The organism is Chloroflexus islandicus (assembly GCF_001650695.1).
GTDB lineage: Bacteria > Chloroflexota > Chloroflexia > Chloroflexales > Chloroflexaceae > Chloroflexus > Chloroflexus islandicus.
Window position 1 is genome coordinate 1 of the sequence record NZ_LWQS01000060.1, and the last position, 15,733, is coordinate 15,733.

A 15,733-nucleotide genomic window follows, 5' to 3' on the forward strand; every position below is an offset into this window, starting at 1 on the left:
CTTCGTACCCCTATAGCCCGGCCCTTTAGGGCCGGGTTCTGGACGGATGTTCTGTTCGCCCGTGAACCCGCGCCAGTTGAGGGGCTGGGGGTGAGGGCCAGCAGCCCGCGCAGCGGGCTTCGTACCCCTAACCCGGCCCTTTAGGGCCGGGTTCCGGTTTAGACTCCGTCCGCTCTTAAACTATTGAGAGGAGGCGCCATCCCAATATCATTGCGAGCGGTGCGCCACCCCTCATGTCATTGCGCGGGAGCGGCGGCATCCAGCGGAGCTGGCGCCGCCCGACCGCAGCAATCCCCCCCTTCAGCGGAACCGATGCCTCTCAGCCATAGCGTCCCGCCTTGACACCGCTCCGCCCGCCGTCTATACTCTCTCCGCTATGCGTACTGCACTGACCCGCTTTAGCTGGCTGGCCCTCCTTAACGCGCTGCTTGTCGCTGCGCTCGGCGTTGCCGTCTGGCTCGATAACGCCGCTTTCCGCGGCATCGCCCAATACCCGCCGGTCAATCAACCCTTCCCCTATAGCGATGGCCCGGCGCTAGGGGTGAACGTCTTTAACCTCCACCTTGAGCCTGACCCCGCCGCAGTTGACCGCACCTTCGCCCTTGCCCGCGATCTCGGCGCGCGCTATGCCCGCATGCAGGTGCCATGGGACGACATCGAGATCCATGGCCGCGGTGATTTTAGCGACCGCCGCAATGCAGCGACGATCGGCGAGGTGTCGAGTTGGGCGAAGTATGACCGGATCGTCGCTTCGGCGGTGGCCCACGGCATCGAGTTGATTATGCGCGTCGATCGCCCACCGCAATGGGCTTGCGCCCTCGGCTGTGCGACGCCGGAATTTCAGGCCGGCTTGGCGATTGATGGCAATTCGATGGCCCCGCCCGATGATCTGGCCGATTATGGCCGGTTTATCGCCATACTGGCCGAACGCTACCGCGGCCAAGTGCGTTTTTTTCAGATTTGGAACGAGCCGAACCTCATGAATGAGTGGGGGTGGCAAGAGCCAAAGCCGGCTGATTTTCTGGCTCTGCTGCGGGTGGGCTATGAAGCGGTGAAGCGGGCGAATCCCGATGCGGTGGTGCTCTTCCCCGGTTTGGCCCCGACCGACGGCCTCGATCCGCGCGCGCCGATGACCGAACTGGAATACCTCGATGCAATTTACTCCCTTGGCGGTGCGGCTTATTTCGATATTATGTCGGCCCAGAATTACGGCCTCGGCCAACCCCCCTCCGAGCATCGCTACGTCTTTTTGCGCGGACGCGACAATTGGCGGTGGGATCGGCCCATCGATACCCGCAACGATGTCAGCCGGGTAGTGCTGCTGCGCGAGGTGATGGAGCGTCACGGTGATCTGGCGACGCCGGTCTGGGTGACGGAGTTTGGCTATAACGCTGCACCGGATCGGATTCCGCCCGAGCGTCGCTTTGTCTGGGGGCCGCCGGTTGATGAAGCGACCAAGGGTGCGTATCTCGCGGCCCAAATCGAGCGCGCTCGCCGCGAGTGGCCGTGGATGGGAGTGATGAATGTCTGGATGTTGCGCTATGGCGGCTATGCCGAGCCACATCCTGATGACCCGACTCCGTACTTTGCCCTAGTTAGCCGCGATTGGCAGCCACTTCCTTCATATACCATTTTACGCGATTATGTCAAATCACCCGCGATTGCTGCCGTTGGCGTGCATCGCTGGGATCACCCCGCCGTGACGGTTACTGCCGATGGCTGGCAGGTGCGGTTTGCTGGCACCGGCATTGAGTTGCGCGGCGGCGCACCGGCGGCGGTGTTGCTCGATGGCGCGCCGGTCGCGCTAGCAGACAACGCTCTGCACGGTTTGCCCGATGCGGTGCATACCCTCGAACTACGTGGCGGCGCGCCTCCTGCCGAGTTTGCTGTGGCGCGCCATCTGCCGTGGCGACCGCTTGGCGATTATGGCCCCCTACTGCTGGTGGTCGCATTGGTCATCAGTAGCGCCTTCACGATGCGCGCTGCATTGCCGCTGCTCGATCATCTGCTGGCCCGCTGGCAACGGATCGATGCTCATCGCCGCGAGTGGGTTATCTTCGCACTTCAAGGCATCACGCTTGCTATCGCCTACCGCGCCTCGGCCCAACTGCCGCTCACGCTGCTTGGCCTAGTGCCCTTTATCGGTCTTGCCATTGCCCGGCCTGATCTCGCTGTCCGCTGGGTAGCTATCACGGTGCCACTCTACTTTTTGCCGAAAGGCTTGTTCGATGCCCGCTTCGGCATTCGCGAGAGCGGCATCTATCTGCCGTTGCACGAAGTGGTGTTGCTGATCGCCGCCTTCGCAACCCTGCTCCGTGATTGGCGCTTGCTGCCGCGATCGTTGCGTCTGCGCGCTTCGACGGTGATCACCCTTGCCCCGGCTGCATTCGTTTTACTCGGCGGCCTTTGGGGTGTGCTGATCGCCGAAGTGCGCGGCCCGGCCGTGCGCGAACTGCGTTGGATGATCGTCGAACCGTTGCTGTTCGCTGCCCTGCTCTGGTGGCACGAGCGGCAAGGCCGCCCCACGCTCATGCCAACGCTAATCGGTTGGATCGCTGCCGGTACCGTCTCTGCTATCGTGGCGCTGGCCCAAGCAGGCGGGATCAACCTCGTGCCGCTGTTTGGCACTAAAATCGGGCACGGCGAAGATCTGGTCGCAACAGAAGGTGTCGTGCGCGTCACTGGGTTCTACGGCCACCCCAACAATCTAGGGCTGGCAATGGGGCGGGTTTGGCCATTAGCGGCGGTATTGGCTTGGGCCGCATGGCGGCAACAGCAGCATTGGGTCGCGCTTGCCTTCACCCTCTGCGCCACGCTGGCGCTAGCTGCGTTGGGGGTGTCGTTCTCACGTGGCGCGTATCTGGGTGCGTTGGTCGCTGCCGGTGTTTTGATCTCTTTCACCGTGGCGCCACGTTATCGCCGGTTGCTCCTCATCGGCGGCGGCGTTGGTGTGGCACTGGTTGCAGGGGCCATCACCACGCTCGGCATCGAACGGCTCAGCTTCCTCACTGGCAGCAGCGCAATCCGCTTAGCAACGTGGCGCGCGGCGCTGGCGATGCTGCTCGATCACCCGCTCGGCATTGGCCTCGACCAGTTCCTGATTGTCTATCAACGCTACATCGATCCAGCGCTCCGCGACACCAATGAAATCTATACGGCCCATCCCCACAACGTGATCCTTGATCTGTGGCTGCGCGGCGGGCTACTGCTGCTGCTCGGCTTGGCTTGGGCGACGTGGCGCATCGTGCGTGCGCCATCGGCGCAACCCCATTCTGCCTTGGCGATCGGCGCTGCCGCTACGATAGCTGGCGCGCTGGTGCATGGGTTGGTCGACGCATTCTACTTTTGGCCCGACATAGCTGTCGCATTCTGGTTGTTGGCCGCATGTACCGGATACCGCCTGCCCCATGGCCAATCCCGATAGCTGCTCGCCGTTGCTGGGCAAAGCTGCATTGGGCGCGATCTGGCTGCTCGTTTCTTGGACGAGCGTCACCACTGAACACAGCATAAAGCCGTAGCCACGGACACTACAAATAATGTTCGGCGAGTCTGGTTCGCTTTCAAGCTTCTGGCGTAGCCGGTGAATCCGCATTTTGATCAATTCGCGCGCCTCGATATGAGAGAAATCTTGTTCGTAGAGCACACCTGCTAGCTCTTTGAATGAAGCCATCTGTTGAGGCGATTGAATAAGATGCTGCAACAGCTTCATTTCACCTGTGCTCAATTTGATCAACCGTCCCGCGATAATGACGTGACGCTGACATGGATCAACCAGCATTGATGGTGAAAGCGGTGATATAAGCGTGGTTGGCTTCCGTATGCGCCGGCGGCTCATAATGAACGGCACCCGTTGATAACGCCGCCATACCTGATCAAGCGCACGCTGTACGCTTAATAATACCCGTAATCGAATGTTATTTTCAGCAGCGCCCGAATAAACCGTTAAAATATCAAACTCTGCGCTGTATAAAATCACTAAAGAGTTTGTATTTTGCACAAAAAAATCAATAACTACACCGGTTTCGGCTAATAACCAAAAGTCAAAACTTAATATCATCACATCGAAGACTGCCTGCACGAGACAGTTATAGGCAACGCTGATATCACCTACAGCGATGACCGCCCAATGATAGGCGTTCAGCGCTCTCATCAACCTGCTGCGACGATATGGATTACTCTCAACAAGCAATGCAATACCGGCTACCATGGTCAAAACCTTCGTAATGAACCAAGCAAATGTAGGGGGAGTATAGAGGGCTGTAGCGCAGCTTCGCAACTGCCAGCCCTTCCTAGGCGTCGTTAGTACTGTTTACCTACTTGTTTATCGATCATCCACGAAGGTTTCTATTTTCATATACCTATAGTCAACTTTAGTTGATAATTCTTCTTTTCAAGACCCCCGATTCATCGGCTACGGTTGCAGTGGTATAATGCAGCTATGGCAAAAACACGCACCCTTTTCGTCTGCCAACAATGTGGCGCCCAACAGAGCCGTTGGATGGGGAAGTGTCCTGAGTGTGGCGCATGGGATAGTCTGGTCGAGCAACTGATTGCTCCCGCCCGGCCCTCCGGCGCCAGCCGGCCTGCCGCACTCAGCCCAAATCAGCCCGTCCGCTTGCGCGATGTGCCGCTGGCCGATTTCCAGCGGCTACCGGTCTATGCCGAGGAATTTTCCCGCGTGCTTGGCGGCGGCCTCGTCCCCGGTTCCGTCGTGCTGATCGGCGGCGATCCCGGCGTTGGCAAATCAACCTTGCTCGGCCAAGTGGCCGCCCATTTTGCCGCCAGCGTTGGCCCGGCTCTCTACGTCAGCGCCGAAGAATCAGCCCAACAGATCCGGCTGCGCGCCGAGCGGCTTGGCCTCGCCGCTGATGATCTGTTTGTGCTCGCTGAAACATCGCTCGACTTGATTATTGAGCATATTCGCACCCTTCGCCCGCGTTTGGTGATCGTCGATTCGATTCAGACGGTCTATCTGCCCGAATTAACCAGCGCCGCCGGCAGCGTCTCCCAAGTACGCGAGGGTGCGCTCCGCCTGATGCAATTGGCCAAAGAAACGGCCATTCCGATCGTGCTGGTTGGTCACGTCACCAAAGAAGGTGCGATCGCTGGCCCGCGCGTGCTCGAACACATTGTCGATGTCGTGCTCTATCTCGAAGGCGATCGCTTTCACCAGTTTCGCCTGCTGCGCGGGGTCAAGAATCGCTTCGGCAGCACCAACGAGGTCGGCGTGTTTGAAATGGCCGGCGATGGGTTGCGTGAGGTACGGAATCCGTCACAGGTCTTCCTCGCCGAACGCAACACCCACAGCCCCGGTTCGACCGTCGCCGTGACCCTTGAAGGCACTCGCCCGCTGCTGGTTGAGGTACAGGCCCTCACGTCGCATACCGGTAACGCCCAACCGCGCCGCACCACCAACGGGTTTGACCTCAACCGCTTGTTGATGCTGACCGCGGTGCTGTCGAAACGAGTTGGATTGCCCCTGTTTAATCAAGACTTGTATGTGAATATCGTAGGCGGGTTGCGCATCGGCGAGCCGGCGGTTGATTTGGCCGTCGCGCTGGCCATTGCCTCGTCCTACCGTAACCAGCGCATTGCGCCTGATGTGGTCTGTCTCGGTGAAATTGGCCTGTCGGGCGAATTGCGCAGCGTGAGCCAGCTCGACCGGCGCTTGAGCGAAGCGGCAAAGCTGGGGTTTCGCCAAGCGGTTATTCCGGCCCATACGACCCCGGAAGCGCCACCCAACTTGGCCGTTACGCCAGTGCGTTCGTTGGCGGAAGCAGTTGAACTCCTCACCCGCAATGTGCGATCATCACCGTCTGACCTCCAACAAGGGTGAGACATGAGACCAAGTCTCGATTTTATCGTGCGCCTCATCGGCTTTGGCTGGATGGCTTATCTCGGTTTATGGCTAGGCCGTTCCCTGTCAGGGCCAAATCCGACACCTGACCAAATCCTTGCCACCGCATTACTCATGCTCGCTGGCGGCGGCCTTGGTCTCATCCTTGCGCCACGTTTGATTGTCGATCCATTGCGCTCGCTCTTTCGACAGGCGCGTGTCATCCCGCTCAGTGATGTGATGTTAGCGGCAATTGGGATCCTCATCGGTCTCTTTGCCGGCGTGCTGCTCACCGTGCCGCTGGCAATGCTGCCGGCGCCGTATGGGAACCTGCTTCCGATTATTGCAACGGCTATTTTGGTCTACTTTAGCGCGTCGATCTTGTATCTGCGCAAACGCGATCTGATCGAATTGATCAACCTGTGGCGCCAACAACGGGCCCAACTCACTCCGTCTGCCTCACCAGCCAGCGAAACAACCCCTGCGCCAGCAACCGGTCGTCGCTATCTGATTGATACAAGCGCGATTATCGATGGCCGGATCGCCGCGGTTGTCCGTACCGGTTTTATGGAGGGAACGTTGCTGATCCCTTCCTTTGTGCTGGCTGAATTGCAGATGTTAGCTGACTCGAACGATGATTTGCGCCGCCAAAAGGGCCGGCGCGGCCTCGAATTGCTCAACCAGATGCAGCAGTCTTCACCATTGCCGATCGAGATTCTTAATCACGATCTGCCTGATGTGCTGCGCGTTGACGATAAGCTGATCGAACTAGCTCGCCAGCATCATTGCCCGATCATTACCAATGATTACAATCTCAATCGAGTCGCTGGATTACAAGGGATTACCGTGCTCAGCATCAATCAGCTCAGCGATGCCCTCCGCCCGCCGGTGATGCAGGATCAGCGGTTGCACATTTTGATCCGTAACGAAGGGAATACCCGCCAACAAGGGGTAGGATATCTCGATGACGGCACGCCGGTGATCGTCGAGAACGCCCGCCATCTTATCGGGCAAACCATTGAAGTGGTCGTGACGCGCATTCACCAGACCCAAACCGGTCGCTTGATCTTTGCTATTCCAGCCGAGGAGGCGTAATGCGCGCAGTGATTCAGCGTGTCAGCGAAGCGTCAGTGACCGTTGATGGGGCGGTCGTTGGCGCCATTGGCCACGGCTTGTTGATTTTGCTTGGCGTCAACCAAACCGATACCCTTGACGATGTTGATCTGCTGGCCGAGAAGATCGCACATCTGCGCATTTTCGGCGACCACGAAGGAAAGTTCAATCGCTCACTGCTCGATGTTGGCGGCGCTGCGTTAGTGGTCTCGCAATTTACCCTCTATGCTGACACCCGCAAGGGCCGCCGACCGAGCTTTACCACCGCCGCTCGCCCTGAGATCGCTGCGCCGCTGGTTGATGCCTTCGCCGCTGCGCTCCGCGCCCGCGCCATCCCTGTCGCCACTGGCGTCTTTGGCGCAATGATGCAAGTGGCGCTGATTAATGATGGCCCAGTGACGATCGTGATGGATAGCGCTGAATTACGCTTGCCGCGCCGTTCAATCTAGCTAGACGGTCGCACTTCGTTAATCCCCTTCAGGTATAATACGAGGTATGGAAGCGACGATTGTACGCATTCAGCGTGAAGCCGATATTTATGTCGCTCTAAGCGCCGGCCGCCGGTTGGCCGGTGAATTGCAGTTTACTGAAACGGATCGCACACGGATTGAGATTTGCATTCTTGAGTTGGGCCACAATTTGATCCGGCACGCGGGTGGTGGTGAGATCGAAATCAGCCCCGTTCACCATCCACAGGGTATGGCCGGTTTGGCCGTTGAAGCTCGCGATCACGGCCCCGGCATTCCTGATGTCGAATTGGCCCTGCGCGACGGCTATAGCACGACCCATTCGCTCGGCGCCGGTTTGCCCGGCGTGCGCCGGCTGATGGATGAGTTCCACATCCATTCCACCCCCGGCGTGGGAACGACAGTACGCGCTGTGAAGTGGCGTACTATCCGCAGATAACGAGGCAGTATGAAGCTTGTGTGGGGAGCAGCACTACGGCCCAAGCTCGGCCAGAGTGTCAGCGGCGATGCCTATGTGGTGTTGCCATACGATGATGACCGGTTGCTGGCTGCGGTCATTGATGGGCTTGGCGGTGGCGATGCCGCTGCCGAAGCCGCCCGTCGCGCCGTCGCCGTCCTTGAAAGCGATCCGGCTGGCGATTTAATGGATTTGATGCGCCGCGCTGACCGCGCGCTCGTCGGCAGCCGCGGCGCAGTGATGGCCTTGCTTCGACTTGATGCCCGGATGCGCACCGCTGAGTTCGTCGGCGTCGGCAATATCGGCGCGCAAGTGTATAGCGACGTGCTGATTAAACCGATCTCGAAAAATGGCATCGTCGGGTATCGGTTGCCCCAACTCTTGCGCCTTTCCTATACCTACAATTCTGGCGATACCTTCGTTTTATACAGTGACGGCATTTCGAGCCGGTTCACAACCGAATCGCCGCCCGATCTGCACCGTTCGCCGCAGCAGATTGCTGATGAGATTTTAGCCCGCTTCGGCAAAGACAACGATGACGCAACGGTTGTCGTCGTGCGCAGTGAATAAAGAAAGCCGCCGATCGCCTGTATGAAGCCTGTGCTGAGCCATTGGCTGCAAAACCAGCAGGCTGCCCTGCTGCAACAGTGGAATGATTTGCGCGACACGACCACGGGGCCGGTCGCGACCCAAGTTCAGCTCGATCTGCAACGCTTTGCACTCGCACTGGCTGCTGTCGCCAACGGTGACGATCAACCGCTGCGTGAGCTGTTTAGCGAATTGGCCGCTGCCGAACCCGGCGCCGATTTGCCCGCGCTGGTGCGTAACCTCAATCAGGTGCATCGCGCCACCCGCGCCGCATTGCTCCACGATACACCTGATCTTGCTCTGATCGATACGCTGGCTGAATTGTTCGATCAGATCATTGCGACCTTAGTCGATATTTGGGCCGAACATACCAACCAGTTGATCCACGAGCGCGAATTTATTGCTGCTAGTCTTGATGCCGCCTCGGCGGCAGCCGACCAGCGCGCGCTGCAACTGAAGGCGCTCAACGATATTTCGCAACGCCTCTCAGCTACCCTCGACCGCGATGAGCTGCTTGAGATCGTGATCGATAGTCTGCATCGCTTGACCGACGCCTACCACGTCGCAGTCTGGTTGACTGACCCTACCAACCAGCTCCGCGTTGTCGCTAGCCGGGGCAGCGCCGACGGCCCGCCGGTTGGGTATTGCTTGCCGCCTGCCAACCCCGTGATTCAAGCTGCATTTACCCACGCCGGCAGCACGTTTTGGCCGGCAGCGCCAGTTGATCCTGACCACGACTGGTTGATTGCCGGTTGCAGCGTGATGGTGCTCCCGATGATCGGCGGTGAACGTTTGATCGGCGCCGTGACGCTGCAAGAACGCAATAATCCGCTCGATCTTCGCTTTATGCAAGATCTGGCTCAGAGCATCGTCAGCCAAGCGACGATTGCCTTGCAAAATGCTGACCTGTACCATACGATTCGCACCCTTAATGCCGACCTTGAACAACGGGTGATTGAGCGTACCCGCGAGCTGGAAGAAGAGAAGGATCGGCTCGCGACCCTGCATGCCATCGCCTCACAGGTCAATCAGACGCTTGATCTCGATCAGATTCTCAACAACTCGCTTGAGATGTTGGCCCGGATTGTGCAGGCTGAACACGCCTCGATCTTGCTGGCCGAAGAAGATAACCCAAGCTTGCTGGTCACGCGGGCTATTTTGGGCGCAAAACTTACCCATGATAATGTGGTGCGCTTTGCGATTGGTCAAGGCATCGCCGGTTGGGCGGCTCAGCATGGCCAAACCGTGCTGGTCAATGATGTCTCGCAAGATGAGCGCTGGATATCGATCCCCGGCAGCACCCGCAAGCGCGAAGGTTCGATGATCTCGGTGCCGCTCTTTGTGCAAGGCGAGGTGATTGGGGTTATGACCCTTTCGCATTCGCGCACCCATTTCTTCAACGAAGGCCATGTCCGCCTGCTCAATGCCTGCGCTGGCGCAATCGCCATCGGTATTAATAATGCGAATCTGTTCCGCATGATTAGCGCCGAAGCTGAACGGCGCTACGAATTGCTCGATCGCCAACAGAAAGAGACCAGCCAGATCGCCGCTATTCTGCAAAGCTTGCTCGATGGCGTGATCGTGTGTGATCTCTACGGCAGCGTGTTGAGCGTCAATCAAGCCGCTAGCCGCATTCTCCACCGCCCCCTCGAAGAACTCTTGCTCTGGAATCTCCACGATATTATTCAACGGTATCTGGGTAATCACGCCGCCGAATTACCGCTTGATGATCTGCTGCGCCGGCCGCTCAGCGTCACCGGTGAAGCGCGGACGTTTTCGACCACGGCTGTGATCAATGGCCGGACGATCAATGTCTCCCTGAGCCCCGTGCTCAAGGCAGATGAAAACGAAGATGAAGAAGATGAGGATGAACTCATCGGCGCTTTGTTGGTGCTGCGCGATATTACCCGCGAAGTTGAAGCCGATCGCATGAAGAATGAGTTTATCGGCACGATGTCGCATGAATTGCGTACGCCGATGACTGCGATCAAGGGTTTTACCCAATTGCTGGCGATGGGTGGGTTGGGGCAATTGAACGATACCCAACGCGAGTTTGTCAATACCATTTATAGCAATACCGAGCGCATGATTAATCTCATTAACGATGTGCTCGAAATTACCAAGATCGAGTCCGGCAGCATTGATCTCGAATGGCGCTCGCTCCACCTCGCCGAGGCCCTCAGCGGTGTGATCGCCGAGTTGCAACCGCAGATCGCGCAACGCCAGCATCAATTGACGATTTCGATCCCGCCCGGCCTGCCGCTGATTCGGGCTGATTCGATGCGCTTGCACCAGATCCTCTATCACGTGCTGCTCAATGCCATCAAGTATACTCCCCCCGGCGGCAACATCACCATTGCCGCTCGCGAGACCCTCAATGTCGATCTGCCCGAACCGGTGCGCAGCACACTGAGCGATAGTCGCCGCTATCTAATGCTTAGCATTAGCGATACTGGCGTCGGTATCAAGCCCGAAGATCTGCCCCGCATCTTCGACCGCTTCTTCCGCACCGATAACCCGCTCAAGGTGGAAGCGGGCGGCACCGGTCTCGGGTTGTCGATTGTGAAACCGTTGGTCGAATTGCTCGGCGGGCGAATCTGGGTTGAGAGCACGGTCGGCGAAGGCAGCACGTTCTTTATTGCCCTGCCCGTCGCTCACGACCGCGCGTAACCGTTTCACAGACTTGGCCACCCCAAAGACGCAAAACCTGCTCGATCGCGATCATTCCCATGGCTGATGATTCACTAGGATAGTATGTTATAATGCGCACTCATAATATCGGCATTACCGACCATGGAGGAAGCGCGCATGACGCCTCTGATCGGAATCTCCTGCGGCACCTTCCGCGACCGCGATTGGTGCCCTCCTTCATACGGCCATCGCCAAACCTATGTTGATGCCGTGCTGCGGGCCGGCGGCGCACCGCTGCTGATCCCGCCCCTGCTCGACGCCACTGCGCTGCGCGCGATTTACGACCAGCTCGACGGCTTGGTGCTCGCCGGCGGCGGCGATATTTCGCCCAGCCACTACGGCGACCAACCCCACGAGCGCCTTGGCATGATTGACCCGCCGCGCGATATGGCCGAACTACGCCTCGCGCGCTGGGCTGCCGCCGATGGCAAACCACTGCTCGGCATTTGCCGCGGTGTGCAGATGATTAATGTCGCCCTCGGCGGCTCGCTCTACCAAGATATTCCCTCTCAACTTGGCTCGCCGATCGATCATAACGCTTCCTATGCGCGCGAAGATTGGACGTTCCTTGCCCATCCGATCACCATCGCGCCTGACTCGCGCTTGGCCCGCTCGCTTGGCACGACTGACCTCATGATCAATTCGTTGCATCACCAAGCGGTGCGCCGTGTGGCTCCCGGCTTGCGCGCGGTGGCATGGGCGCCCGATGGCGTGATCGAAGCGCTCGAAAGCGAGGATCACACCTTTATCGTGGGCGTGCAATGCCATCCTGAAGCGTTGCAGGAAGCAGCCGATCCGCGCTGGCAAGGTCTATTTGCCGCCTTTGTCGAGAGTTGCCACGACACGCGCCGCCAAAGCCGCGCCGCTTAGTCTGCCGTACCATAGAAATGCTATGACTGATCACGCTCGTCCCCTGATCGGCATCACTGCGATGCATAGCGGCGCCAGCGCCGATGGCCGCGAGTTGCAGGCAGTGCGGCCTACCTATCTGCGCGCCATCGAAGCTGCCGGCGGCATCCCGCTGATCATCTATCTGACCGATGATCTCAGCGCCGTGCGTGCGCTGTATGACCGGTGCGCCGGCATCCTCTTGCCCGGCGGCGATGATGTTGATCCGGCCTATTACGGCGAAGCGCCGCACCCGCAGCTCGGCCCGGTCGATCCGCAACGCGATGCGGTTGAGATAGCGTTAGCGCGCTGGGCTGCCGCCGATGGCAAACCGCTGCTCGGGATTTGTCGCGGGTTGCAAGTGATCAATGTCGCACTTGGCGGGTCGCTCTATCAAGATATTCCTTCCCAATTCGAGACGACCATTGACCATCGCGCCAATACCCGCACCCGTGCATGGACGGAACTGACCCATCCGCTGACGATCACCGCCAGTTCGCGCTTGGCGACGGTCTTGGCGGCTGAACAGATCGGGTGCAACACAATGCACCATCAGGCGATTAAAATCCTCGCTCCCGGCTTACGTCCGGTCGCCTACGCTCCCGATGGCATTATCGAGGCGTTTGAGACCACTGGCGATCACTACCTGCTGGCCGTCCAATGCCACCCTGAACACCTTTGGGATAGCAGCGAACCGCGCTGGCAGGCGTTGTTCGCCGATTTTATCGCCGCATGCCGGCCATAGTAGGGGCAGCGCGGCGCTCGACCTGCTCCCCAAAGTACGGGTAGCGCGCTGCTCTGCCTCTGCTATGCTATGCCTGTACCAATCGTTTGCTGTGACACCGATAACCCAACCTCATTATGATTGGCATTTTCGATTCCGGATTGGGCGGGCTGACGGTCACGCGCGCCATCCATGACCGGATGCCCCACGCTGATCTGATCTACCTTGCTGATAGCGCCTATTGCCCTTACGGCCCGCGACCGGTTGAAGAGATCCGCGCGCGCGCACTGGCTTGCGGGCGGTGGCTGGTTGATCAAGGTGCGCGTATCGTCGTGGTCGCGTGCAATACCGCGACGGCTGCCGCGATTGAATTGCTGCGCCGCGAATTGCCAGTACCGGTCGTGGGGATGGAACCGGGAGTGAAGCCGGCGGTAGCCGCCACCCGCCGCGGCAAAGTGGCGGTGATGGCGACTAGTGGTACGCTCGCGAGCGATCGCTTCCGCGCGCTCGTGAATGCCTACGCTGCTGATGTTGAAGTCTATGCGCTGGCCTGCCCCGATTTAGTTGAGCAAGTTGAAGCCGGCGCCATCAGTGATGAGCAAACCCGGATGCTTATCGCCGGCCATCTCGCCGCCGCACCCGACGCCGATGTGATTGTGCTGGGGTGTACGCATTTCCCACCCCTCACCCCGCTCATCAGTGCCTGCGCTGGGCCAGCGGTCACAATTATCGACACCGGGCCGGCAGTTGCGGCCCAAACCGCGCGTGTCGCCGAGCGAATCGGGTTGCCAGATGGCAGCGGTGCGCTGCGCTGCTACACCACTGGCGACCCGCAAGCCATTGCACCGGCCCTTGCCAACGTATGGGGAGAGGCCTTGCCGTTAATTGGGGTTGAAATACCCTCGTAAGGGCTATAAGGGCGACGTTGGGGTCGCCCTTACCTTATCACCCCGTCGCATCCTGCGCTGGTTCAGCCGGCGCTGGTTCAGGCGGCGGTGTGGGGGTTGGCAACGGTTTGCCATCGGGGCCGAGGTCAGCCGGATTATACTCAAAGATATCAGGCCATGGCTTGAAGCGCGTGACAAACTCGCGCCGTTCAATCTCTTTCCCATCAGGGCCGAGCACAATCCGGGTAAAGAGAATATCCATCCCGCCACGGGCCTTATCGCTCTGGCGCGGCTGGCCCACGGGCCGATCCGGCACCGCCACGTAGACCGGCTCGGTCGGGGCTGGCGTGCGGTTGGTAATCACCGGCCCTTCCAGCAACACTTTCCGGCCAGTCTCAGGGCCATAGAGCCGGACTTCGGCCAAATTACGCCGGGTATCCACCAGTGTCTGCATCAAAATCCAGCCACCGGTATCGTTGAGAAACTTCAAATCAGGACCGCCGGTAAAGATCGTCGCATCCATCCCCGGCCCGTCGCCATAAGGACCAAAGCCGTACCGATCGTACCAGTTGATGTAAAACGAATGCCCCCAGCGTTCGGTGATCGGCAGGCCAGCCCAAAACGCAGCGCGGAACACCGTCGTGCTATCTTGGCAAATCCCGCCGCCCCACTCCAACTGGGTGCGATTCTGAATAATCGCGTACCCCTCAACAAAACCGTTTGAGCCATCAATCCGGCCAATGGTCTGATTGAAGGAAAACTCTTCGCCGGGAGCGATCAGCACACCGTGCAGCAAGCGCATGCCGGCTTGAATATTGGTCACGCGGTACGGCGCCGAGCCGGTAAAGTCGCTCCGCCCAACCCCAATTAGGGTCGTAATGCCCAATTGATCGAGGTTCGCTGCATTGATCGGCGGCGGGATCTCGCGGAAGCTGACCGCTACGGTGCGCTGGTCGGCGGGTTTGGTCAAGGCTGCCAACACCGCATCGAGCGCCTGCGCTTCATCAATCCGCCGCCCCGGTTTGCCCTCTTGGAAAATTTCGAGCCGGCCATCGTTCCAATTCAAGCGCGGATAGGTACCTTTCACCTCAGTTGAGTCACCAAGCGCGATCAAGCGCTCCATGATCATCTCGCGATCGATGCTCACCACCAACCGGTCGCCGGCTGGATCGGCCACGCGCTCGACCCGGATCATACGGGCCAATTCATCGAGCGACCACACAAACGGCCGGTTATCAACCAGCAGGGTAATTGGCCCGGCCAGCATCGCTGCGATCTGATCTTGGGCCACGAACGCCGCATCATCGCGCAACGCCGGTTCGAGCGCGCGCGTGCGCAAGGCTACCGTATCGGGATTTAAGTCCTGAATGGCGGCTAGAATCTCGTGGAGCGTTTCCGTCACCAGCACTTGGCGACCAGTCGCGCTTGGCTCAACTTGCACCGTGGTGCCATTCAGCACCAGCCGGGCATCAACCGCTGGCCGTTCGACTTCGGCAACCCGCGCCAGCAAGTAACGCTGCATGGCATCTTGATCGATCGAAAGCCGCAGCGGCAGCTCAACCCCATACTGCCACACGGCCCCGATCTGTTGCAGATTGGTGAAGAGATCATTGCCCCGGCCAACGGCCAGCGCGGCATCCAGCGCTTCATCAATCTCGAGCGTCACCCCTAATTCAGCAAGGGTCGGCGTCCACGAACGGCCGCTGTACGTCAAGACCACCGGTTGGGCCAGAAAGGGGGCAAACGTCGCCTCGATCGCGGCGCGGGCATCATCACGGCTCAGGTTGCCCACTGGCACGCCACGCACGCTGACATTGGGCAAAATCCGGCCTGCATAGCTCTGTTCCAGATACACGAGCACGCCAGCAACAAGACCAACGCTGGCGAGCAGTATCAGCAACAGCCACCACCATCCACGCCGCGACCGGCGCCGGGTTCGCCGAACCGGGCCACGCTGCGCCGCCGGTTGTGGCACGGTTTGATCTGGCCAATCAACTGCGCCGGGCAACGACGGCGCAAATGTATCATCTACCGGGCGATCGTGAGCTGGATTGAAAGGCTGCGAATGCTGGGCCGACACCA

At 59.4% G+C, this 15,733-nt stretch carries 11 protein-coding genes and 1 pseudogene; 10 read left to right on the forward strand and 2 right to left on the reverse strand.

What is annotated here, in order from left to right; translation table 11 throughout:
• Positions 1-376 precede the first annotated feature (376 nt).
• Positions 377-3,424, forward strand: a complete 3,048-nt coding sequence (locus A6A03_RS11520; protein WP_066788180.1) for an O-antigen ligase family protein — start codon at positions 377-379, stop codon at positions 3,422-3,424.
• A gap of 90 nt (positions 3,425-3,514) precedes the next feature.
• Here A6A03_RS11520 and A6A03_RS21065 read toward each other — a convergent pair.
• Positions 3,515-4,207, reverse strand: a pseudogene (locus tag A6A03_RS21065) (winged helix-turn-helix domain-containing protein); the annotation flags it as partial.
• Positions 4,208-4,438: 231 nt separating this feature from the next.
• Between A6A03_RS21065 and radA the strand changes: the two are divergent.
• The 9 genes from radA to murI all read left to right on the forward strand — a co-directional run bounded on the left by radA (position 4,439) and on the right by murI (position 13,672).
• Positions 4,439-5,836, forward strand: coding sequence for a DNA repair protein RadA (gene radA / locus A6A03_RS11525; RefSeq protein ID WP_066788189.1), 1,398 nt, complete (start codon positions 4,439-4,441; stop codon positions 5,834-5,836).
• A 3-nt stretch (positions 5,837-5,839) separates the two neighbouring features.
• Positions 5,840-6,931 carry a PIN/TRAM domain-containing protein gene (locus A6A03_RS11530; RefSeq protein ID WP_066788192.1) on the forward strand — a complete coding sequence of 364 codons (1,092 nt, stop codon included), beginning with the start codon at positions 5,840-5,842 and terminating at the stop codon, positions 6,929-6,931.
• Positions 6,931-7,398: a D-aminoacyl-tRNA deacylase gene (dtd, locus tag A6A03_RS11535; protein WP_066788195.1), complete on the forward strand. Its 468-nt coding sequence runs from the start codon at positions 6,931-6,933 to the stop codon at positions 7,396-7,398. Before A6A03_RS11530 ends, dtd begins: the two co-directional genes overlap by 1 nt.
• A gap of 46 nt (positions 7,399-7,444) precedes the next feature.
• Entirely contained in the window at positions 7,445-7,855 is a 411-nt protein-coding gene (locus tag A6A03_RS11540) for an anti-sigma regulatory factor (protein ID WP_066788198.1), read from the forward strand.
• Between the two features lie 9 nt (positions 7,856-7,864).
• Positions 7,865-8,443 carry a SpoIIE family protein phosphatase gene (locus tag A6A03_RS11545; protein WP_066788202.1) on the forward strand — a complete coding sequence of 193 codons (579 nt, stop codon included), beginning with the start codon at positions 7,865-7,867 and terminating at the stop codon, positions 8,441-8,443.
• A gap of 21 nt (positions 8,444-8,464) precedes the next feature.
• The gene (locus A6A03_RS11550; RefSeq protein ID WP_066788210.1) at positions 8,465-11,131 is read left to right on the forward strand and encodes a GAF domain-containing protein; all 2,667 of its coding nucleotides are present in this window, start codon (positions 8,465-8,467) and stop codon (positions 11,129-11,131) included.
• A gap of 138 nt (positions 11,132-11,269) precedes the next feature.
• Positions 11,270-12,022, forward strand: a complete 753-nt coding sequence (locus tag A6A03_RS11555; protein WP_066788212.1) for a gamma-glutamyl-gamma-aminobutyrate hydrolase family protein — start codon at positions 11,270-11,272, stop codon at positions 12,020-12,022.
• Between the two features lie 22 nt (positions 12,023-12,044).
• Positions 12,045-12,785, forward strand: coding sequence for a gamma-glutamyl-gamma-aminobutyrate hydrolase family protein (locus tag A6A03_RS11560; RefSeq protein WP_066788214.1), 741 nt, complete (start codon positions 12,045-12,047; stop codon positions 12,783-12,785).
• A 116-nt stretch (positions 12,786-12,901) separates the two neighbouring features.
• On the forward strand, positions 12,902-13,672 hold the full coding sequence (murI, locus tag A6A03_RS11565) for a glutamate racemase (protein WP_066788217.1): 771 nt from the start codon (positions 12,902-12,904) through the stop codon (positions 13,670-13,672).
• 37 nt (positions 13,673-13,709) lie between these two features.
• On the opposite strand, the gene A6A03_RS11570 is transcribed toward murI, so the two are convergent.
• Positions 13,710-15,731 (reverse strand): VanW family protein, encoded by a 2,022-nt coding sequence (locus tag A6A03_RS11570; protein ID WP_066788220.1) that lies wholly within the window; start codon positions 15,729-15,731, stop codon positions 13,710-13,712.
• Positions 15,732-15,733: the final 2 nt, after the last annotated feature.

What these genes read in the sequence shown, in the direction of transcription:
- A6A03_RS11540 (WP_066788198.1), top strand. Translation starts at nt 7,445, where the DNA reads ATGGAAGCGACGATTGTACGCATTCAGCGTGAAGCCGATATTTATGTC.
- murI (WP_066788217.1), top strand. Translation starts at nt 12,902, where the DNA reads ATGATTGGCATTTTCGATTCCGGATTGGGCGGGCTGACGGTCACGCGC.
- A6A03_RS11545 (WP_066788202.1), top strand. Translation starts at nt 7,865, where the DNA reads ATGAAGCTTGTGTGGGGAGCAGCACTACGGCCCAAGCTCGGCCAGAGT.
- dtd (WP_066788195.1), top strand. Translation starts at nt 6,931, where the DNA reads ATGCGCGCAGTGATTCAGCGTGTCAGCGAAGCGTCAGTGACCGTTGAT.
- A6A03_RS11520 (WP_066788180.1), top strand. Translation starts at nt 377, where the DNA reads ATGCGTACTGCACTGACCCGCTTTAGCTGGCTGGCCCTCCTTAACGCG.
- A6A03_RS11530 (WP_066788192.1), top strand. Translation starts at nt 5,840, where the DNA reads ATGAGACCAAGTCTCGATTTTATCGTGCGCCTCATCGGCTTTGGCTGG.
- radA (WP_066788189.1), top strand. Translation starts at nt 4,439, where the DNA reads ATGGCAAAAACACGCACCCTTTTCGTCTGCCAACAATGTGGCGCCCAA.
- A6A03_RS11560 (WP_066788214.1), top strand. Translation starts at nt 12,045, where the DNA reads ATGACTGATCACGCTCGTCCCCTGATCGGCATCACTGCGATGCATAGC.
- A6A03_RS11550 (WP_066788210.1), top strand. Translation starts at nt 8,465, where the DNA reads ATGAAGCCTGTGCTGAGCCATTGGCTGCAAAACCAGCAGGCTGCCCTG.
- A6A03_RS11555 (WP_066788212.1), top strand. Translation starts at nt 11,270, where the DNA reads ATGACGCCTCTGATCGGAATCTCCTGCGGCACCTTCCGCGACCGCGAT.